The organism is Vibrio sp. Y29_XK_CS5, from assembly GCF_024181835.1.
GTDB classification, from domain to species: domain Bacteria; phylum Pseudomonadota; class Gammaproteobacteria; order Enterobacterales; family Vibrionaceae; genus Vibrio; species Vibrio harveyi.
Genome location: NZ_JAMZAM010000001.1, coordinates 272,113 through 290,905, shown reverse-complemented (window position 1 = coordinate 290,905; position 18,793 = coordinate 272,113). Strand labels below are relative to the sequence as shown.

The 18,793-nt window shown below is 45.1% G+C and carries 18 protein-coding genes; 12 read left to right on the top strand and 6 right to left on the bottom strand.

Annotated elements, in window-relative coordinates:
* Positions 1-8: 8 nt before the first annotated feature.
* Both NL647_RS01385 and NL647_RS01380 read left to right on the top strand, forming a co-directional pair.
* On the top strand, positions 9-1,100 hold the full coding sequence (locus NL647_RS01385) for an alkene reductase (RefSeq protein ID WP_005451315.1): 1,092 nt from the start codon (positions 9-11) through the stop codon (positions 1,098-1,100).
* 163 nt (positions 1,101-1,263) lie between these two features.
* The gene (locus NL647_RS01380; RefSeq protein WP_010452931.1) at positions 1,264-1,449 is read left to right on the top strand and encodes a hypothetical protein; all 186 of its coding nucleotides are present in this window, start codon (positions 1,264-1,266) and stop codon (positions 1,447-1,449) included.
* A gap of 55 nt (positions 1,450-1,504) precedes the next feature.
* Here the strand turns inward: NL647_RS01380 and NL647_RS01375 are convergent, their stop codons facing one another.
* Positions 1,505-2,947, bottom strand: coding sequence for a glutathione synthase (locus tag NL647_RS01375; RefSeq protein ID WP_253649506.1), 1,443 nt, complete (start codon positions 2,945-2,947; stop codon positions 1,505-1,507).
* Positions 2,948-3,142: 195 nt separating this feature from the next.
* Here NL647_RS01375 and NL647_RS01370 point away from each other — a divergent pair, with 195 nt between their 5' ends.
* Positions 3,143-3,664, top strand: coding sequence for a DUF2058 domain-containing protein (locus NL647_RS01370; RefSeq protein WP_005439241.1), 522 nt, complete (start codon positions 3,143-3,145; stop codon positions 3,662-3,664).
* Positions 3,665-3,767: 103 nt separating this feature from the next.
* Here NL647_RS01370 and NL647_RS01365 read toward each other — a convergent pair whose 3' ends face one another.
* On the bottom strand, positions 3,768-4,217 hold the full coding sequence (locus NL647_RS01365; protein WP_253649505.1) for a YHS domain-containing (seleno)protein: 450 nt from the start codon (positions 4,215-4,217) through the stop codon (positions 3,768-3,770).
* Positions 4,218-4,299: 82 nt separating this feature from the next.
* Positions 4,300-4,692, bottom strand: a complete 393-nt coding sequence (locus NL647_RS01360) for a ribosome recycling factor family protein (RefSeq protein ID WP_017819377.1) — start codon at positions 4,690-4,692, stop codon at positions 4,300-4,302.
* A gap of 220 nt (positions 4,693-4,912) precedes the next feature.
* On the opposite strand from NL647_RS01360, the gene NL647_RS27215 reads away from it, so the two are divergent.
* On the top strand, positions 4,913-5,311 hold the full coding sequence (locus NL647_RS27215; protein ID WP_367618284.1) for a DUF6795 domain-containing protein: 399 nt from the start codon (positions 4,913-4,915) through the stop codon (positions 5,309-5,311).
* A 3-nt stretch (positions 5,312-5,314) separates the two neighbouring features.
* On the opposite strand, the gene NL647_RS01355 is transcribed toward NL647_RS27215, so the two are convergent.
* Positions 5,315-6,181 carry a LysR family transcriptional regulator gene (locus NL647_RS01355; protein WP_005451305.1) on the bottom strand — a complete coding sequence of 289 codons (867 nt, stop codon included), beginning with the start codon at positions 6,179-6,181 and terminating at the stop codon, positions 5,315-5,317.
* A 107-nt stretch (positions 6,182-6,288) separates the two neighbouring features.
* On the opposite strand from NL647_RS01355, the gene NL647_RS01350 reads away from it, so the two are divergent.
* The 3 genes from NL647_RS01350 to ansB all read left to right on the top strand — a co-directional run bounded on the left by NL647_RS01350 (position 6,289) and on the right by ansB (position 11,106).
* Entirely contained in the window at positions 6,289-7,545 is a 1,257-nt protein-coding gene (locus NL647_RS01350; RefSeq protein ID WP_009699225.1) for an adenylosuccinate synthase, read from the top strand.
* A 670-nt stretch (positions 7,546-8,215) separates the two neighbouring features.
* On the top strand, positions 8,216-9,703 hold the full coding sequence (locus NL647_RS01345; RefSeq protein WP_253649504.1) for an EAL domain-containing protein: 1,488 nt from the start codon (positions 8,216-8,218) through the stop codon (positions 9,701-9,703).
* A 338-nt stretch (positions 9,704-10,041) separates the two neighbouring features.
* Positions 10,042-11,106, top strand: a complete 1,065-nt coding sequence (gene ansB / locus NL647_RS01340; protein ID WP_253649503.1) for an L-asparaginase 2 — start codon at positions 10,042-10,044, stop codon at positions 11,104-11,106.
* Between the two features lie 76 nt (positions 11,107-11,182).
* Here the strand turns inward: ansB and NL647_RS01335 are convergent, their stop codons facing one another.
* Positions 11,183-12,019, bottom strand: coding sequence for a pyruvate, water dikinase regulatory protein (locus NL647_RS01335; protein ID WP_005451298.1), 837 nt, complete (start codon positions 12,017-12,019; stop codon positions 11,183-11,185).
* A gap of 348 nt (positions 12,020-12,367) precedes the next feature.
* Between NL647_RS01335 and ppsA the strand changes: the two genes are divergently transcribed.
* The 5 genes from ppsA (at position 12,368) to NL647_RS01310 (ending at position 18,433) form a co-directional block, all read left to right on the top strand.
* A complete protein-coding gene (gene ppsA, locus NL647_RS01330; protein WP_038898784.1) occupies positions 12,368-14,737 on the top strand; it encodes a phosphoenolpyruvate synthase in 2,370 nt (789 codons plus the stop codon).
* Positions 14,738-14,922: 185 nt separating this feature from the next.
* On the top strand, positions 14,923-15,702 hold the full coding sequence (locus NL647_RS01325) for a hypothetical protein (RefSeq protein ID WP_017188640.1): 780 nt from the start codon (positions 14,923-14,925) through the stop codon (positions 15,700-15,702).
* Between the two features lie 117 nt (positions 15,703-15,819).
* Positions 15,820-16,641 (top strand): LuxR family transcriptional regulator, encoded by an 822-nt coding sequence (locus tag NL647_RS01320; protein WP_253649502.1) that lies wholly within the window; start codon positions 15,820-15,822, stop codon positions 16,639-16,641.
* A gap of 81 nt (positions 16,642-16,722) precedes the next feature.
* Complete coding sequence (tyrS, locus tag NL647_RS01315; RefSeq protein ID WP_009700222.1) at positions 16,723-17,979, top strand: tyrosine--tRNA ligase; 1,257 nt, start codon at positions 16,723-16,725, stop codon at positions 17,977-17,979.
* Positions 17,980-18,124: 145 nt separating this feature from the next.
* A complete protein-coding gene (locus tag NL647_RS01310; protein WP_182878411.1) occupies positions 18,125-18,433 on the top strand; it encodes a Dabb family protein in 309 nt (102 codons plus the stop codon).
* Here NL647_RS01310 and NL647_RS01305 read toward each other — a convergent pair.
* Positions 18,430-18,789 (bottom strand): DUF6559 family protein, encoded by a 360-nt coding sequence (locus NL647_RS01305; RefSeq protein WP_029790136.1) that lies wholly within the window; start codon positions 18,787-18,789, stop codon positions 18,430-18,432. The two genes, NL647_RS01310 and NL647_RS01305, sit on opposite strands and share 4 nt — an antisense overlap.
* Positions 18,790-18,793 lie beyond the last annotated feature (4 nt).

The window sequence follows — 18,793 nt, the reverse complement described above, 5'->3', positions numbered from 1 at the left end:
AATCGATCATGAGCAAACTATTTGAACCAACACAGCTGAAACAACTAACTCTGCAAAACCGCGTAGCCATGGCTCCAATGACCCGAGCGCGCACTAGCCAACCGGGAAACATTCCAAACCAAATGATGGCGACTTACTACAAGCAACGCGCTACCGCAGGGTTAATCATCTCTGAGGCCACCCAGATTTCAGACGATTCGCAGGGTTACTCATTCACACCAGGCGTCTACACTGATGAACAAGTGGCAGGCTGGAAAACCGTCACTCAAGCAGCAAAAGAGCAAGGCGCAGCTATGTTTTGTCAGTTGTGGCATGTCGGTCGTGTATCACACCCAACATTCCAAAAAGGCGAACAGCCTATTGCCCCATCAGCACTAAAACCCGTAGAAACCCAAGTGTGGATTGCCGACGAGCAAGGCAACGGCAACATGGTCGATTGTGTAGAGCCACGAGCGATGACTCAAGCCGATATTGACCGTGTGGTAAGTGATTTTGCCCATGCAGCGAAACGTGCGATTGAAGCAGGCTTCGATGGCGTCGAAATCCACGGCGGTAATGGTTACCTGATTGACCAATTCCTACGTACCAATTCAAACCACAGAACCGACAACTACGGCGGTACTCGCGAAAACCGACTTCGCTTTTTATTAGAAGTGGTCGATGCGGTGAGCGAAGCCATTGGTGCCAACAAAGTAGGAGTACGACTCGCACCTTTCATCACTTTCAAGGACATGAACTGCCCAGATATTGTGCCAACCATCCTCGATGCATCGAAACAACTTCAAGCTCGTGATATTGCGTACTTACACCTGTCTGAAGCGGATTGGGACGACGCACCAGTGATTCCAGAAAGCTTCCGCATCGAACTGCGCGAATACTTCACCAATACGATTATCGTCGCGGGCAGTTACACCCAAGAGCGTGCTGACGAGGTGCTTGAAAAAGGTTATGCGGATTTAGTCGCGTTTGGACGCCCGTTTGTTTCTAACCCAGATTTGGTGGCGCGCTTACAGCACCAACAACCTCTGGCAGAACTGGATGGCTCCACACTCTTTGGTGGTAATGAACACGGCTATACAGATTATCCGGCGCTTGGTTGAGAGGCTTTACCCGCTTCTGATAACGATTCATAGCGTGCCGTATTTCTCAGATTAATCAGTTGCTATCCCATAAAAAGAAAAGCGCAACACAGCTCAACGTTTTCTTAAGTTTGAGTGTAATAAACTGGCTGCATATTCAGAATGCAAATTTAGGAGGACGCTCGTGTCTGATGAAAATACAAAACAAGAAGTGACGGTTGTTGATATTAAGATGCCATTTATGTCGATGGTGATCTTTATGGTCAAGTTCGCTATCGCTTCAATCCCTGCAATGATCATCCTAGGTATTATTTTCAGTATCTTAGGTGCCCTGTTCGGAGGGATGTTCCACGGTATGGGTCACATATAACTGACTAATCCACAAAAAACACTCTCCACGTTTTACTCATGGAGAGTGTTTCTTTTTAATCCACCAGCACTAAAGAATCTAAGATGCCTTTGCCGCTGTGGATGCCACCTTCGTTTTCACTGGCTGGTTTACTGCGAATCAAATAACCCGCGTAGCCATCCAATTGCGTTACAGGTTCACCTTGATAGTGCGCCGTGAATAAACCAATTTCACTCACAAGGTCCGTCACCACGCTCTGCTTTGCATCACGCACTGCAATCGTCGGTATTTCTCTTTCATGCGGATACAAACGCTGCATCAAAGCCCAAGCACTGTATTGCTCTTGTGGCAGTCGACTCAGTTGTTTCGCTATATCTTCACCAAAGATACAGTGACCACCGCCCTCGCCTTGGTTTTTCAATACCCATTCGTCTTTGTTACCAGAAGCAGCAAACCATTTAATCGTGTCAGTGTTAATTGGCTTCATCTCTGCCAATACGCTTTTGACCAACTCGGCTTCTTCAAGATTGAGTCCCCAGCGCTGATACTCACTTGCCGGCATCATGGTTAACAACATTTGCATTGATTTGCTGGTCGCCAACTGTTGACTGATGGTCGCATTCATCGCTACGTAGTGCTTTTCCATGAACAAACGAGTTTGGCTCAAGGTATGGCAACAGATTGGTTCATTCAGTTCTGGAGAGAAGTAATCCATATATTGATAGCCCGCACGCAAGTACACAACGTCAAGACCGCCAATGTTTTCTAACAAGAGGCGTTGATTGTCACCACTCGATAGCTGTGAACTTAGCTGCTCAAAGGTACGTCTTACCGTGCGAACGCCAAGCTTCTGCAATTCCACTTCGAGTAAGTGTTGGTCATACACATTGTCTTCGTTTTTCTGCACCACCATCAAAAACGTCGGTGCGCCTTCTTCATTAAAATGCGCTTTGACTTTTCTCGCGGCAGTGGCAATGCCAAGCGCAAGTTGCTGCATGCCTTGGTTATCGACTGGTGTTGCCGTTTTATCTTCTAACCATTGTTGGTAAACGCTGCCCCACTGAGAGCTCAAAAATTGATGCAGCTCTGTGGTACGCTGACCAAACGGCGCCATCCCAGCCGCGATGCCATTGAACTCGATCACTTTCGCGCCGTGTTGACGATCATCCATAAAGTCGGTGCGCATTAACAACAGGGGTTGGCGCGTGGCTTCATGGTGAACCTCTTTATGCAGTTCCAACAAACGCTCAAAGAAAGTATCGGCTTTGCCTAGCTCGGCTAAGGAGGTTTGCAGGAATTCATAATCCTCAGACACATGACTGATCAGCTTGGCGATCAACGGCGTCACTTTCTTCAAATGTGCTAACACATCACGCTCTATCGTCATTGGCGCAAAGCTAAAAGGACAGTGTCTTGCGGTGTTATCTGCTTGGCGAAATGCCACGCCGTGCATGATTGCCCACTCACAAGCTTCTTCAATCACTTGTTGTGGGATCGTTTGTTTGTCTGAGGTACTCATGGTTTTGCTTCAAAATTTTTCGCCTAATGTACTTAAGACGCTGGAAGTTGCAATAAGACGCACACTTTCTCGATTTATTTTTTGTTTTTTTGCTCAACAAAGCGCCGAGTCATATCCCGCCTTGTGTTTATCCCTCTTTCTTTGCGGCGGATGAGTGGTTAAAATGCACAAAATTGCGCACTAACTGGATAGATCATGGCAAAACTTACCCTTCAAGAGCAGATGCTAAAAGCAGGCTTGGTTAACGAGAAAAAACTGAAGAAAGCGAAAAAAGGCTCTAAAAAATCACGCGTTCAAGCTCGCGAAGTAAAAGCGGCGGTTGAAGAGAACAAACGTCAGCAGTTAGAGCGTGACAAGCAATTGAGCGAGCAACAAAACGCAGAGCGCTTGAACAAAGAAATCAAAGCGCAAATCAACCAACTGATTGAAATGAACAAGGTTGATTTGAAAGATGGAGACATCAAATACAATTTCACACACGGTACACTTGTGAAGTCTCTGTACGTTGAGTCAGAGATCCGCGAACAGCTTATCAAAGGCATCTTGGCAATCGCGATTGTTGGTGAAAGCTACGTTGTCATCCCACGTGGTGTAGCAAACAAGATTGCTCAACGCGATGAATCTGTGATCATCGAGCAAAAAGAACCAGAAGCAGACATCCCGGCAGAAGATGATCCGTACGCAGATTTCGTCGTACCAGACGATCTGATGTGGTAATGCTCCACTTCTTGGAACCCAAATTGAAAAAGCCGCGATCATCGCGGCTTAATTATTTCTGCGTCTTTTGATTTCTGTATCTTTTCGTTTTGGCATCAGAGCCCTATTGGGAAAGCAGTGTTGGCCAATGCTTATTAGCACTCGCAATATTACCAGGAATGTCTTCTTCCCATGTCGCTTGCACAGATTTACTGTAGTTGAGATAGAGCTTGCCATTCTCAATTGACCATGCATTCGGGTCTATCTTTACGGTGTAACCTTTGCTTACTGCCCAAGCACAATAACCACCATATTGCGGTGCAAATTTCTCAGGATTTTTCGCAAATGCATCTCGATTTTCAGCCGATGAAAAGTACCATTTGGCATCATTCCAACGGTAAGTGAAATCGCTGTCACCTTTTACCGGTTTCGATTGAGTGAAGTATGCGACAGGGTCATAACCACGAATCGCTTTACCGAGAAAGTCGCTATAAACAGGATCAAGCGCGAAAGCAGGAAGCGTCAAACTCCCCCAGATGAAGAATACGCTCAAAAGTTTCGATATCAGCTTCATAACTTCCTCTCTCATCTTATCCAATGTCGATAATCAGTCGCTTACCAGTATAGACAGGAAAAATCAGAAGAAACTTTCAGGTTTAAAGCATCTCAGCCTCGAAACGCGCCGTTCGAGCTTGGGCGATAGTACAGTTGGTTTCTGACATTAGCTCCGCCAAAGTAATGTTTGGATTCTCCAAGACCAATCGAATCAGCTTGGCTTCCAAAGGTTCAAGCTTATCGCTGTGCTTGGCGAGACCAGCTTCCATTTTGTTTATCACGAACCGCATCGGCTCAGATTCTTCTGCCTTGATATGATCGAGGAACACTTTCAAATCCAACGCATCACCAGCAATTTGCCAATTACGAGAGCGTCGAATGCGCTTCATTTCGCACTTCTTCTCAGCCGCAATTGCTTTAGCTCGCTTAGCATGATCGCCACCAATTCGGTGAATCAAAGATGGTAGAGGGATGGAGATAGTCTTGTCAGTCATCACAATAGTGGCATGGTTAATTTCGTCGCCTATGATAAACAGCTCGCCTCATTTTTTCATCGAGAAAACCTAATCGTTTTCAAAGCGTGGTGATTTTGGTCGAAAATACAAGGTTTATGCTTGCCCGCTCAATAGACTTTAAAGATTCTGGCACCTTTCATTCTTGGACAAGGTGATATAAGAAATAGAGCGCATTTTAAGCCCTTATATTTCTGGCTATTTGCATTTAAATGGCAAGCCCGTCGAGGGCATCAATATAGAAAGGACGATTGTTTTCAACGGTGTTGCTTCTGACTCGACGCAATCTGACGCCGAAGGGCACTTTGTTTTTGAAGCTGTGCTATTAGATTCCAAACACCAACAACATTCTTTGCAAGATATTCGAGTGAAGCTGGATCTGAGTACCGAGTTTCAAGGTGATGAAGTGACGATATGGCAATCAAAAGTACACTCATTTCACCCGTCTCCCCTTCTGCTCATTTCTCTTGAAAGCTTAGCTTGTAATTTGAACTCCCCACTCAAAGTGTTCACTTACCCTACAACACAAACGGAACCAGTCACCAATGAAATCTATAGTGTTTGCGACCTAAATGCGCTTACTTTCGAAGAGCTTTATTAGGTATTACCCCACCACAGACACATTATCAGCCACCCATTTAAGAAGCTGTTTTGCGGCTTTGGACAGCACTTGGTTTTGGCGCACTATGTAGCCAAAATCCGTGTTGGGGAAACTAGGTAATGGTGTGACTTCTCGCGAGAGTTTCAACCTTGGGTCGAGGGAGAAGTCAGGCACAATCGCAGTTCCAAATCCGGCTTCAGCCCAATCTATTTGAGCTTCAACACTGCCAACTTCCATGACCCTATGCCTAGGAAGATTTAGCTCTGGTAGAGATGCGTCAATCAACTCGCGCGTTCGGGTATCGTGACCGAGCAAGATCAATGTTTGGTTCTCTTCACTGTTTTCTCGCCAATCGAAGATGTTATCGCCGAAAGCACACCAATGGATTTGAGTAAGTGACGTAAAGTGCAATGGTTGGCTCTCTTTCTGCGCAATAACAAAGCCGATGTCTGCACGAGCACTTTTTACCAAATCTACCGCTTGTGATGATGTAGTGTTGAACAGCGCCAAATCAATTCCAGGATATTCACTTTTAAACTGTTGAAAAGGCTTGATAAGTAATAGGCGCGAGACAATATCACTCGCTGCAATCGAGAGCGTTCCTTGCGTTAAGTCATTGATGGCATTGAGGTCGGATTGGCAGATTTGCAGCTCATTCAGCATGTGCTCGGCAGTGTCTAACAAACGCTTTCCGGCTTGGGTCAATTGCACAGGGTTGCGTTCAATCAACTTAGTGCGAGTGGCTTGTTCTAGCTGTTTGATATGAAGACTCACATTTGGCTGCGTCATGTGCAGTTCAATCGCTGTTTTTCCGAAATGTTTCACTTCTGCCAAGGTGACAAACGTGCGTAACCAGTTCAAATCCAACATAGAAAATTACCCGATATGAGTTTCTTATCAAGTTAATGAGTATAATTAATTTCTCTTATTCATGCGAGCATCCTAAGATTTTCCGGTCTGTTTTTGGAGAATGAATTATGTCGTCTATCGTTGTTGTGGGTGCAAACTGGGGTGATGAAGGCAAAGGCCGCATCGTTGACTTTTTGGCAGAGCAAGCTTCTGCAAGCATTCGTTTCCAAGGTGGTAACAACGCGGGTCATACCGTAGTTAACGACCTAGGTACGTTTAAGCTACACCAGCTACCAAGTGGCGTTTTCAACCCTGACTGTTTGGCAGTATTAGGTCCGGGTATGGTAATCAGCCCAGCGTCGCTGTCTCAGGAGATTGCGGAAGTTGAAGAAGCGGGCGTTAAAGTGAACATGTGCATCTCTGATCGCGCAACACTGTGTCTACCTCTACACGCACTAGAAGATACGCTAGAAGAACAACGCTTAGGCGACAAAGCATACGGTTCAACTCGTCAAGGTATTGCACCTGCATACGGCGACCGTGTGATGAAAAAAGGCATCCTAGTTGGTTGGTTGAAGCAGCCAGAAGTCCTAGTAGAGCGCATCAAATTCTGGATGGAGTGGAAACTTCCTCAGCTACGTGCGCTTTACCCAACGTTCGAGTTTGAACAAACCGCTGAAGAGATGGCGAGCTGGTTGTTAGAAGTATCTTCACCTTGGCGTGACGCTATCTGCAACGTAACGCTACCGCTAAAAGAACTGCAAGCAAAAGACCAAACTCTACTGTTCGAAGCGCAGCTAGGTGCAGGTCGTGACCTTGTTTACGGTGAGTACCCATGGACAACATCTTCAAACGTTGTGTCTATGTATGCTGGTATCGGTAGTGGTCTTCCTGCTCTTCGTCCAGAGCGTGTTATTGCGGTAGCAAAAGCGTTCAGCTCATCGGTAGGTACCGGCACACTAATTACTGCAATGGAAGAGCAAGATGCATTCCGTGAACTAGCGGGTGAGTTCGGTGCAACAACAGGTCGTCCACGTGACATGGGTTACTTCGATGCAGTAGCAACGAAGAACGGTGTTGAGCTTCAAGCAGCGACTGAAATCGCACTGACAAAAGTGGACTGTCTGACTGGTCTTAAAGATCTAAAAATCTGTGTTGGTTACGAAGGCGAGCACAGCGAAAACCCAATTTGGCCTCAAACGGCTGCACTAGCACCAATCTACGAGAAGATGGAAAGCTGGAGCGAAGACATTACTGGTTGTCGTAAATTCGAAGAGCTACCAGTCGCGGCACAAAAATACGTTCTACGTATTGAAGAGCTGATGGGTGTACCTGTGAAGATGGTATCGGTTGGTCCTGGTCGTGAACAAATGATTATGCGCTAAGACGTGAATTAACACGTCTATTGGCAAGCGGCTTTTATCTTTTCCGGGGTAAAGCCGCTTTTTTTTAGTTTTATCCCGTCATTGTGCGCTTCCAGCACAGTATGCTGTCATTCAGTCATCATCGATAAACTATACGCCCACACAAAGTTGCAAATAAAGCTCAAAAGAGAAATAAAAGCTCAGCAAAAAACACCAAAACCTCTCATATTCATGACTATCTCATCATCAAAAACCAGCATTTTCATCGATCATAAATCCAGTATTTAATCTCAAAAACTTCACTCCCAGAAACAAATAAAAGCACATCAAAATCACCCTAAGATAATGCAAAAAAATTGTCTTTATCTCAGCCAATTTCTACTCGAACAGGCACGAGCAGTTGCCTAAATAGCAACTAAAATTGAATAAACTCGCTTTATGGTCGCCTTATATTTAGATAAGGAAACCCATACTTTTTATTTTAAAATAGTAGTTTATAGATAATTTATAAGATCCAAATCACACTTTGAAATGTTCAATTCCTAAAAATGAGACACTTGTTATAGTTTTACGCAATTACTTGCTGGTAGCACCGATAACTGTGAACAATAAATTCTTTAAAAATCCGTCCAAGAGTTGGAGTGACAACATTGCATTAATAGTTGTTGGTGTACTCTCTTTTAGCATCACTATGCTGGCTTTTATCCCTTTTGCACACCAATATCATAAAAAGCTCACAGAAGAAGCTATCTTGACGATTGAGTCTGAATTTCACGATAACGTGGAGCAGTTAACACACCTGTTAGACGATAACTTTTTTCTTAAGTCGTGCGACGAGCTTATCCATGATCTCAGGACAAGCATTTTTGGTCTGGGCATGGCAAAAGACATTGCCACCTTCGATCAAAACGGAAAAGTGTTGTGCACGAGTAGCGAACGCCACCCGTCTTTCAGTATCTATTCGTCAATATTGACGCGTCTTGGTGACAGTGATGTGCATGCAACATTGGCTTTTACTAAGCGAGCGCTCACCAACAACCAAGCTCTGATTCTCTTTTTCACTAAACAACAAGGACGAGGAATCAGTGTTGTTTTCCCGAAAGAGGTTTTGGAAGTTCTCGTTAGCGATATATTTCGTTTTGGTGATATGGATTACCGAATCGACATCACAGACAAAACCGCTATAGATTCCATTGCACTCAACCCACTTAGAATGGAACAAGCCAGTTCCGAGATTTTGCCTTTTACCGTCTACTCTGCAATCAGCTATCCATTCTATTTTCAGTTCTTAGGTAGCAAGCTTTGGATTGGGTTGTTGGGAATGGCGTGTGCGTTGATTGTTCACCTATTTTTCTCTTCCAAGAAGTTCGCCAAAAATAGCTTAGAATTCTCTCTTGCTCTTGCCATTAAAGGGCGTAACTTAACCGTTCATTATCAACCCATTGTCGATCAACGTGATGGCAGAGTTATTGGTGGAGAGTCACTTGTTCGCTGGAACGATCCAGTACAAGGGTTTATTTCACCAAGCATCTTTATCCCTCTGGCAGAAAAGGTGGGGTTGATCGATCAGATCACTTACCTTGTGCTAGATAAAGTGATCAGCATGATAAGCAGTAACAAGCTTGCGTTCCATGACCGCTACATTAGCGTCAACGTGAGCCGCTCATTGATCCTCAGAGAAGACTTTATTCAAGAGGTTGAATCGCGTCTTAAATATCATTATTTCATTAGTGAGCGTTTGGTGTTTGAAATCACCGAAGAAGCCATCTTCAGCGCGAGTGAACTGGCTGTACTTCGAAAGCACTTGGACCGATTAACCGCACTTGGTATCCGAATTGCGGTGGATGATTTTGGTACCGGATATTCGGGTTTAGATTTTATCGGTCAATATTCATTCGACATCATCAAAATCGACCGCGTATTCGTTAACAACCTTGGTAATGGCCAGACGATCCAACCTTTGTTGGAAGCAATCCTCACCCTGACAAGAAACCTAAGCATGTCAGTGATTGTCGAAGGAGTAGAAGAGCGAGCGCAATTGCAAGTCTTGCACGATCTCGGTTTTTACAACATTCAAGGGTTCTACTTTTCAAAACCACTACCTAAACCTCTCTTTCTCGATTATTTAGAAGTAAAGCCAACCGTCGCTTTTCAAAAATTCGCACCTGCCGTCAGTTAAGCAGCGATCATCAACCAGCAGTTGAACAAGCAGATTGGAGCTCGTATGGCTAACCAAAGGTAACTCAAGTAAACTGTCACTCCGAGTTCTCTCGCAGGGTCTTTACTTACAAATCAATTAATTACAATTAATCAAATGTTGTCCAGATTACCGGAACATCTCACTTGTTAATGAAGCACGCCAATTAGGTTAAACACTTGATTTAATGTTCTTTAAGTGATTAGTTGATCACGATTTTCATCTGTAAATTGGTGAAGTTGTACTCAAAAAATCTACTGTTCTGTTTTTAGGATAGATAACGTTTCCCCCAACATCTAACCCAAAAACAGGTGATTCCTATGACCAAAAAGTTTCTCCGCCTCAGTTCGATCACGCTTGGTTTGTGCATGAGCTCATTTGCTTTTGCCAATGCCGATTTACCAAACATCAAAATTCTGGCGACTGGCGGCACTATCGCTGGCGCAGGTCAATCTGCGACAGAATCAAATTACACCGCAGGTAAAGTCGGTGTTGATTCGTTGATCGCCGCCGTACCCAGTATGACGAAGATCGCCGACATTTCTGGCGAGCAAGTGGTCAGCATCGGCTCTCAAGATATGAATGACGAGGTGTGGCTTAAGTTGGCTAAACGAGTGAATGAGTTACTCGCCCAAGATGACGTGGATGGCATTGTGATTACTCATGGCACTGATACATTAGAAGAGACAGCCTACTTCCTCGATTTAACGGTAAAAAGCGATAAACCAGTGGTTATCGTTGGTGCAATGCGCCCTTCTACTGCAATGAGTGCTGACGGTCCGGTTAATCTCTACAATGCGGTGGTCACAGCAACAGACGAAGATTCTCAAGGTCGTGGTGTACTGGTTGCGATGAATGACACCATCTTTGATGCGCGTGACGTAACAAAAACTAACACAACGTCAGTCAGCACTTTCCAATCTCCTAACTTTGGTCCGCTAGGTTATATCCACAACAGTGATGCGAAATATCAAAGAAGCCCGGAACGTAAACACACTACTGAAACAACCTTCGATGTTTCCAAGCTCGATAAGTTGCCACAAGTCGGAATCGTTTATAACTATGCAAATGCGTCGAGCTTACCTGTTAAAGCATTCGTCGATGCGAAGTTTGATGGCATCGTCAGCGCAGGTGTCGGCAATGGTAACTTGTACCACACGGTATTTGATGAGTTAGAAAAAGCAAGCAAAGACGGCATTCTGGTTGTTCGTAGTTCTCGTACGCCTACCGGCTCAACCACTTTAGATTCAGAGGTTGATGATGATAAGTACGGTTTCGTAGCATCAGGTACACTAAACCCACAAAAAGCACGTATTTTGCTGATGCTATCACTGACACAAACCAAAAATTACCAAGACATTCAGAAGATGTTTCAGCATTACTAGGGTCTATTGACCTTTTGAGGTTAAATTTAAGAGGAGGCACAGGTGCCTCCTCTTTTTTTGATTTATTACAGGAAACTTAGCCGAACAAGCGGCGCTTCATCCCTGCTCTTTCAAGAATCCGCGTAGTGATCTCTTCTACAGACAAAGAAGACGTATTTATATACGGAATTGCTTCTCTTCTAAACAACGCTTCTACCGTATCTAGTTCCAGTTTGCATTGTTCCGTACTCGCGTATTCGCTGCCTGATAAGCGGTTCTCGCGAATCTCATTCAAACGTTCTGGATTGATGGTTAGACCAAACAGTTTGTGCCGATGAATTTCGAACTCCGGCAACAAACGCATCATCTTGACGTCTTCAGCGATAAACGGGTAGTTCACCACACGTAAACCAAACTGCATCGCCATGTAAAGACTGGTTGGGGTTTTGCCACTGCGTGAGACGCCAAGCAGAATAATGTCAGCCTCCTCCAAGCCTTTGAGCGTAATACCATCATCATGAGCAAGTGTGTACTCAATCGCCGCGATACGGTCAAAGTAAGTATCGGAATCTTTGCTCACGCTTCTTGAACGCTGCATCTTAGGCTGAGGAGCCATCTGAATGTCGTCTTGTACCTTTTGCACAATGCTTTCTAGCACGTCATAGCTGTAAGCGGGAGCTTTGAGCAACACTTCACGAATTTCTGGCACAACAATCGAAAAGAAAACCAGCGGTTTCACGCCATCACGTTGGTAGGAAATCTCGATTTCTTTGATGACATCGGCAACTTTGTCTTCACTTTCAACAAAAGGAAAGGTTTTTTCATTAGGAATAAAGGGAAACTGACCCAAAACAACATGTCCTAATGTCTCACATGTTATGGCCGTTCCGTCAGAAACATAGAATACATCACGACTTTGGTTATTTATTTGCATTTTAGTTTAATTTTTCAAATTCATTTGAGTAGGATGGTTTACATAATATTAATAAATGAGTTTGGCTTGCAATTACGTTCCCCACAGCTTTGAAAATTCTTCGGAGTTTTTTTCAGCAAATACGTAATCGTTTGCCTTTCATATCAACCAAGAAAAGTGTTGATACATGTTTGCGTCGGAAAATTCGTTTAAGCCCTAGTTGGGAAGTTGTAGTTAACGCCCCTTATCTACAATGGCTGCTATCAGCTCGAAACTGCGTCTTCAATGACATTGACCTGCAAGGATGCATAACCACTGTTCGAGGTTGGTATTAATCCCTACAAAGCTGCAATGTTTCTGGAGAAAGACATGCAAAAGAACACCCTCTGGTTCAATGGACTATCCATGGATGATGTCGACAAAGTCGGCGGTAAAAATGCTTCACTTGGCGAGATGGTTTCTAACCTAGCCAATGTTGGTGTATCGGTACCAAACGGTTTTGCGACAACCTCGTATGCGTTTAACCAATTCCTTGACCACGAAGGTTTGGATGAGCGTATTCACCAACTACTTGATGAACTGGACGTTGAGGATGTAGAAGCCCTGCGCAAGACAGGTGCCACCATTCGTCAATGGGTATTAGAAGCCCCGTTCCCGGCGGATCTTGAACAAGACATCCGCGATAACTACAAAGAACTGACAGATAATCACCCTGAGATTTCTGTTGCTGTTCGCTCTTCTGCAACTGCAGAGGATCTGCCGGACGCGTCATTTGCTGGTCAGCAGGAGACGTTCCTAAACGTAAAAGGCATTGATGCAGTCTTAGAAGCGACTAAGCACGTTTACGCTTCTCTGTTCAATGACCGTGCAATTTCATACCGCGTACACCAAGGCTTTAACCACCGAGGCATCTCGCTATCGGCAGGCATTCAACGCATGGTGCGCTCGGACAAAGCCTCTTCTGGCGTTATGTTTACCCTAGATACAGAATCTGGCTTCGATCAGGTCGTATTCATCACCTCTTCTTGGGGCTTGGGTGAAATGGTGGTTCAGGGTGCAGTTAACCCTGATGAATTCTACGTTCACAAGCCAATGCTAGAAGCGGGTCAATACCCTATCGTTAAGAAGACGTTTGGCTCTAAGCAGATCAAGATGATCTACTCAAATAGCCAAGAGATCGGTAAGCAAGTTGAGATCATCGATACCTCTGTAGAAGAGCGCAATGCCTTCTCTCTGAACGATGAAGAGATCAAAGAGCTGGCAAAACAGGCGATGATCATCGAGAAGCACTACCAGCGTCCTATGGATATTGAGTGGGCAAAAGATGGTATCGACGGCAAACTTTACATCGTTCAAGCACGCCCTGAAACCGTATGTTCTCAAAGCGAGCAAAACGTAATTGAACGTTACGAGCTGAGCAACAAAGCAGACGTTTTGGTTGAAGGTCGTGCAATTGGTCAACGTATCGGTAAAGGTCCAGTACGTTTGGTTGACTCTCTAGACCAAATGTCATTGGTCCAAGACGGTGATGTACTGGTTACAGACATGACTGACCCAGATTGGGAACCAGTGATGAAGAAAGCCTCTGCGATTGTTACAAACCGTGGCGGTCGTACTTGTCACGCAGCCATCATCGCACGTGAACTTGGTATTCCGGCTATCGTTGGGTGTGGTGACGCCACCAGCAAACTGACTGACGGTGAGACCGTAACAGTATCTTGTGCTGAAGGCGAAACGGGTTACGTTTACCAAGGCGAGCTGGACTTCGAAGTGAAACGCTCTGCGGTTGATGAACTTCCACTGCTACCAACCAAAGTCATGATGAATGTGGGTAACCCAGACCGTGCATTCGACTTCGCTCAGATTCCAAACGAAGGTGTCGGTCTTGCGCGTCTTGAATTCATCATCAACAAGATGATTGGTATTCACCCGAAAGCGCTGCTGAACTTCGACGCACAAAGCGATGAGCTAAAAGCTGAAATCACTGAACGTATCCGTGGTTACAAAGATCCAATCGACTTCTACGTTAGTAAGCTAACAGAAGGCATTGCTACCATCGCGTCAGCATTCTGGCCAAAACGCGTCATCGTACGTATGTCTGACTTCAAATCCAACGAGTACAGCAACTTGGTCGGCGGTAAAGGTTACGAACCGCATGAAGAAAACCCTATGCTGGGCTTCCGTGGTGCATCTCGCTACATTTCTCCAGTGTTTGAAGACTGCTTTGAGCTAGAAACTCAGGCAATCAAGCGCGTTCGTAACGAGATGGGTCTGAAAAACGTTGAAATCATGATCCCGTTCGTTCGTACACCGAGCGAAGCGGCATCGGTTATCGACTTACTTGCTAAGTTCGACCTACGCCGTGGCGACCAAGGTCTAAAAGTCATCATGATGTGTGAACTGCCATCAAATGCGGTACTTGCTGACGAATTTTTGAAGTACTTCGATGGCTTCTCTATCGGTTCAAACGACATGACTCAGCTTACACTTGGTCTTGACCGTGACTCTGGCGATGTTGCACACCTATTCGATGAGCGTAACCCAGCGGTGAAAGCCATGCTACAAATGGCGATCGATGCGGCCACTAAAGCAGGCAAATACGTTGGTATCTGTGGTCAAGGTCCATCAGACCACGATGACCTTGCAGAATGGTTAATGGAACAAGGCATCAGCTCTGTGTCATTGAACCCAGATACGGTTATCGATACCTGGTTGAAGCTAGGTAAAGTGAGCAAATAAGCCACTCTACTCTGTCGATAATATAGCCCTCAAGCTCCTGAGTTTGAGGGCTTTTTACTGTGTCTTAATTATGTCAAACCTACGTGAGTTCGTGACAGCAATCCCAACCCAATAAGCTGATCAATTCTCCCTGCTAAAATTTTCACCTAGAATAAAAGAATATGATTTCATAAAAGAATGGACCTATGAAAAAGCCACTTGCTCTCATTACCGCATTAACGCTTCTTGCTTCTCCTGCTTATGCAGACTGGGATGACATTTCCAACAGCCTTTCAGACCTAGGAGATGCCGTCTCTGACACCGCTAAAGAAACTTGGGACAGCACCAAAGCCTTCTCCAAACAAGCTTGGGAGGATTTCACCAATTGGTCAGAAGATGCGATTAACACCGCTGGCGAGTGGACCGACGCAAGCATTGAAACCAGTAAAGGTTGGATCGATGAAGCGGACAAGAAGATCACCGAACTGATGGAAGGCGATACACCTGAAGAAGCACGCCAAGCGATTGATCTTATGGCGGATAGCACACTTCTCAAACTGTTCAATGAAGAGCCTAAAGCCAAAGCACTGTACGACAAGGCATACGGCTACGCGGTTTTTGATTCACGCAAACTATCGCTGATGTTCCATACCAACTCGGGCTCTGGGGTTGCGGTCAACAAGTCCACAGATCAACGTACTTATATGAATATGTTTGGTGCAGGCGTCGCTCTTGGCGTTGGTGGTAAGTTCTACCAGCAAGTCGTACTGTTTGAAAAAGAAAAAGACTTTAACACCTTTGTCGAAGAAGGTTGGGAAGCATCAAGCGAAGCTTCTTTAGTCGCTGGTGAGGACGGCGAAGAAATGACAGCGCAATTCAACAGCGGCGTAGCAGTATATCAGCTAAACACCACAGGGTTATTAGTTGATGCAAACGTTTCTGGCTCAAAGTACTGGGTGAATAAAGAGCTAACCGATTCACAGTAATCTCTTAGTGACAATGATTTATTGAGGGGGAGCACAACGCTCCCCTTTCTGATCACTTTGGGATATCAGCCTGTTGCGTTATGCTTACCCCAACCTTTATCGAACTCCCGAATCACCATGCCCAGCGACGCATTCAACACTCAGCTTGCAGAAACAATATCTGCCCTTAACTCACCAAGCTTTACGCCTAAACTCATGTGCGTGATAGCTTCACTACTGAGTTTTGATTGCGCAGTGATCCTCGGCTACCGCGAAGGCAAACACCCTATCTACCTGTATGATTCGATTGAAAATGAACGCGAGCTACTGTTCCAGCGTTATCTCACGACTTCTTTTCAAAATGACCCATTTTATCAAAAACTTAACGCTAACAAAGAACAAGGTATCTTTACGCTCAAAGACGTGGTGAGAAAAGATGTCGCGCGCAACGATCTCGATTATCAAGCCTACTGCGAGCAGTTCTACCATCAAACTGGCTGGAAAGATGAACTCAGCATGTTGGTCGAAATCGAACCGACACGTTGGGTGATGTTCTACTTCGGTTTTATGCAGGACGATAAGCGCTTCACCAAGCCTCAAGTAGCCAAGCTCAAATCTTACTTTGCCATTATTCAGTCTTTGTGCCGACAGCACTGGAAACAAACCGAGTTTACACTCGCCGAGCCAGTTTTCAGTCCTACCACCTACTCGGGACAAATGCGTACTGCAATTGAATCCGCTCTGGCATCTTTTGGCGAAACTGTCCTCACTAATCGAGAACAAGAAATTGCCGCATTAATCGCGCAAGGCTATGACAGCAAAGAGATTGCAACGCAGCTAGATGTCGTAGAAGGCACAGTCAAGAATCACCGTAAACGCATCTACGCACAACTGAATGTGGCGTCTTTAAGCGAGTTCTTTCAGTTGTTTCTCAACCACCTGATCACTCAATCAAGATAACAAACTGTCCCTTTAGGGATATATCTCGATTCCGCATCGCCTTTTAATCTGAATACAACCGAACCAGATAAAGATAAGACGATGACACTGATTGAAGATTTACAAACTCGCGGCTTGATTGCCCAAGCGAGTGATTTAGACCAAGTTCAACAACTGCTTTCTGAGCCACAAACCTTGTACTGCGGCTTCGATCCAACCGCAGGTAGCTTGCACATCGGTCACCTTGTTCCACTTATTATGCTCAAACGCTTTCAAGATGCAGGACACCAAGCCATCGCCCTGATTGGTGGGGCAACGGGTATGATCGGCGATCCAAGTTTTAAAGCAACAGAGCGCAGCTTAAACTCAGAAGAAACCGTAACAGGCTGGGTAAAAGATCTGTCGAACCAAATTCAACAATTGATGAATAACCAAGTCAGCAAGCCAATGATCATGGTAAACAACGCAGATTGGGTGAAGCAAATTAACGTGATCGACTTCTTCCGCGATGTGGGTAAACACTTCTCCGTGAATACCATGATCAGCCGAGAGTCGGTTAAGCAACGCTTACAACGCCCAGACCAAGGGATTTCATTCACCGAGTTCAGTTACGCACTGCTGCAATCTTACGACTTTGCAGAATTAAACCGTCAGTATGGCTGTCGCTTACAAATCGGTGGTAACGACCAGTGGGGCAACATTGTTAGCGGCATTGACCTTACTCGCCGTCAAAATGGTGAACAAGTATTTGGCTTAACCTTACCTTTGATCACCAAATCCGATGGCACTAAATTTGGTAAAACCGAAGGAGGTGCAGTGTGGCTGGATCCAAGTAAAACCTCGCCTTACGCCTTCTACCAATTCTGGTTATCCGCGGAAGATGCCGATGTTTACCACTTCCTACGCTACTACACCTTCTTGAGTTGCGATGAGATTGCAGCAATTGAAACACAAGACAAAGAGAGTAAAGGCAAACCGCAAGCACAGCGTATCTTAGCGGAACAAATGACAAGCTTTGTTCATGGCGAAAAAGGATTAGCAAGTGCAGAACGAATCACTCAAGCGCTATTTAGCGGTGATGTGCAGCAATTGAGCTTGAGCGAGCTAAAACAGTTGGAACTCGATGGCTTACCGAGCATGCAAAGTGCTGAGCAAGACTTGGTTGAGCTTCTGGTTGAATCCGGTCTAGCCAGCTCAAAACGCGTTGCTCGTGAGCTAATTGGCAACAACGCCATCAGTGTGAACGGCGAAAAAATCGATACAGAAAAACCAAGCTTGAACTTCCCACTGTTCGACCAGTACTGGTTGCTTCAACGCGGTAAAAAGCACTTCTGCTTGGTGAAGCGTCTCGAAGGTTAATCGCTCACACTAACTACCGATAATCTAGCTAACTTAACTAAAGCACGAGCCACTGTGCTCGCGTTTTGGTTTTCCTATTTTGTGAAGCTAAGAGCTAACTTGAGCGCAGATGCCCGCTATAGTGTTGTTCTTCAAAAACAACAACATGACCAAAACCATGATCAGACACATTCTACTCATCAAATTTAAAGCTTCTGCCACCAGCGAAAAAATTCAGCAATTACGAGAGCTATTCGAAACCATGCCAACGAAAGTAGAAGGCGTAACCGACGTTGAGTGGGGCTTAAACAACAGCCCAGAAGGAAAGAACAAAGACTACACGCACGCCGTGATAATGACATTTTCTGATGAAGCAGGTCGTCAGAATTATCTGCCTCACCCTGAGCACGACGCCTTGAAAGAAGTATTTAGACCTCTGCTTGAAGACATCATCGTATTAGATTACGAGATTTAGTATCGGCTATTCATTCCAAATCGGTGGGACATATCATCATCCATACGTCCTCCCTTCCAGCCGCCAGAGCCCAATAAATTCAACACATCTTGCGCGTTGTAGTCACCACCTTCGAAAAAATCATTGGCGACATCAGTGCGCAGAGACTGAATTTCAGTAGCTTCTTCTGAGTTAAGCGCTTCAGGGTTAGCATAAAGCGCTAAAGCAATGTGTTGTTGGCGCTTACTTAACTCAGTTGTACTGCTCTGAACTTGACCAATAGAAAAGTAGTCACGACTGCCATAGCCCTTTATTAGCCTTGCAGACAGTAATTTAATGACCTTTTTGATTCGACGGCGTTGGATAACTCTCAGCACATTA

Coding starts and splice junctions, on each gene's coding strand:
- NL647_RS01385 (WP_005451315.1), top strand. CDS start 9: ATGAGCAAACTATTTGAACCAACACAGCTGAAACAACTAACTCTGCAA.
- NL647_RS01375 (WP_253649506.1), bottom strand. CDS start 2,947: ATGAGTACCTCAGACAAACAAACGATCCCACAACAAGTGATTGAAGAA.
- NL647_RS01370 (WP_005439241.1), top strand. CDS start 3,143: ATGGCAAAACTTACCCTTCAAGAGCAGATGCTAAAAGCAGGCTTGGTT.
- NL647_RS01365 (WP_253649505.1), bottom strand. CDS start 4,217: ATGAAGCTGATATCGAAACTTTTGAGCGTATTCTTCATCTGGGGGAGT.
- NL647_RS01360 (WP_017819377.1), bottom strand. CDS start 4,692: ATGACTGACAAGACTATCTCCATCCCTCTACCATCTTTGATTCACCGA.
- NL647_RS01355 (WP_005451305.1), bottom strand. CDS start 6,181: ATGTTGGATTTGAACTGGTTACGCACGTTTGTCACCTTGGCAGAAGTG.
- NL647_RS01350 (WP_009699225.1), top strand. CDS start 6,289: ATGTCGTCTATCGTTGTTGTGGGTGCAAACTGGGGTGATGAAGGCAAA.
- NL647_RS01345 (WP_253649504.1), top strand. CDS start 8,216: ATGCTGGCTTTTATCCCTTTTGCACACCAATATCATAAAAAGCTCACA.
- ansB (WP_253649503.1), top strand. CDS start 10,042: ATGACCAAAAAGTTTCTCCGCCTCAGTTCGATCACGCTTGGTTTGTGC.
- NL647_RS01335 (WP_005451298.1), bottom strand. CDS start 12,019: ATGCAAATAAATAACCAAAGTCGTGATGTATTCTATGTTTCTGACGGA.
- ppsA (WP_038898784.1), top strand. CDS start 12,368: ATGCAAAAGAACACCCTCTGGTTCAATGGACTATCCATGGATGATGTC.
- NL647_RS01325 (WP_017188640.1), top strand. CDS start 14,923: ATGAAAAAGCCACTTGCTCTCATTACCGCATTAACGCTTCTTGCTTCT.
- NL647_RS01320 (WP_253649502.1), top strand. CDS start 15,820: ATGCCCAGCGACGCATTCAACACTCAGCTTGCAGAAACAATATCTGCC.
- tyrS (WP_009700222.1), top strand. CDS start 16,723: ATGACACTGATTGAAGATTTACAAACTCGCGGCTTGATTGCCCAAGCG.
- NL647_RS01310 (WP_182878411.1), top strand. CDS start 18,125: ATGACCAAAACCATGATCAGACACATTCTACTCATCAAATTTAAAGCT.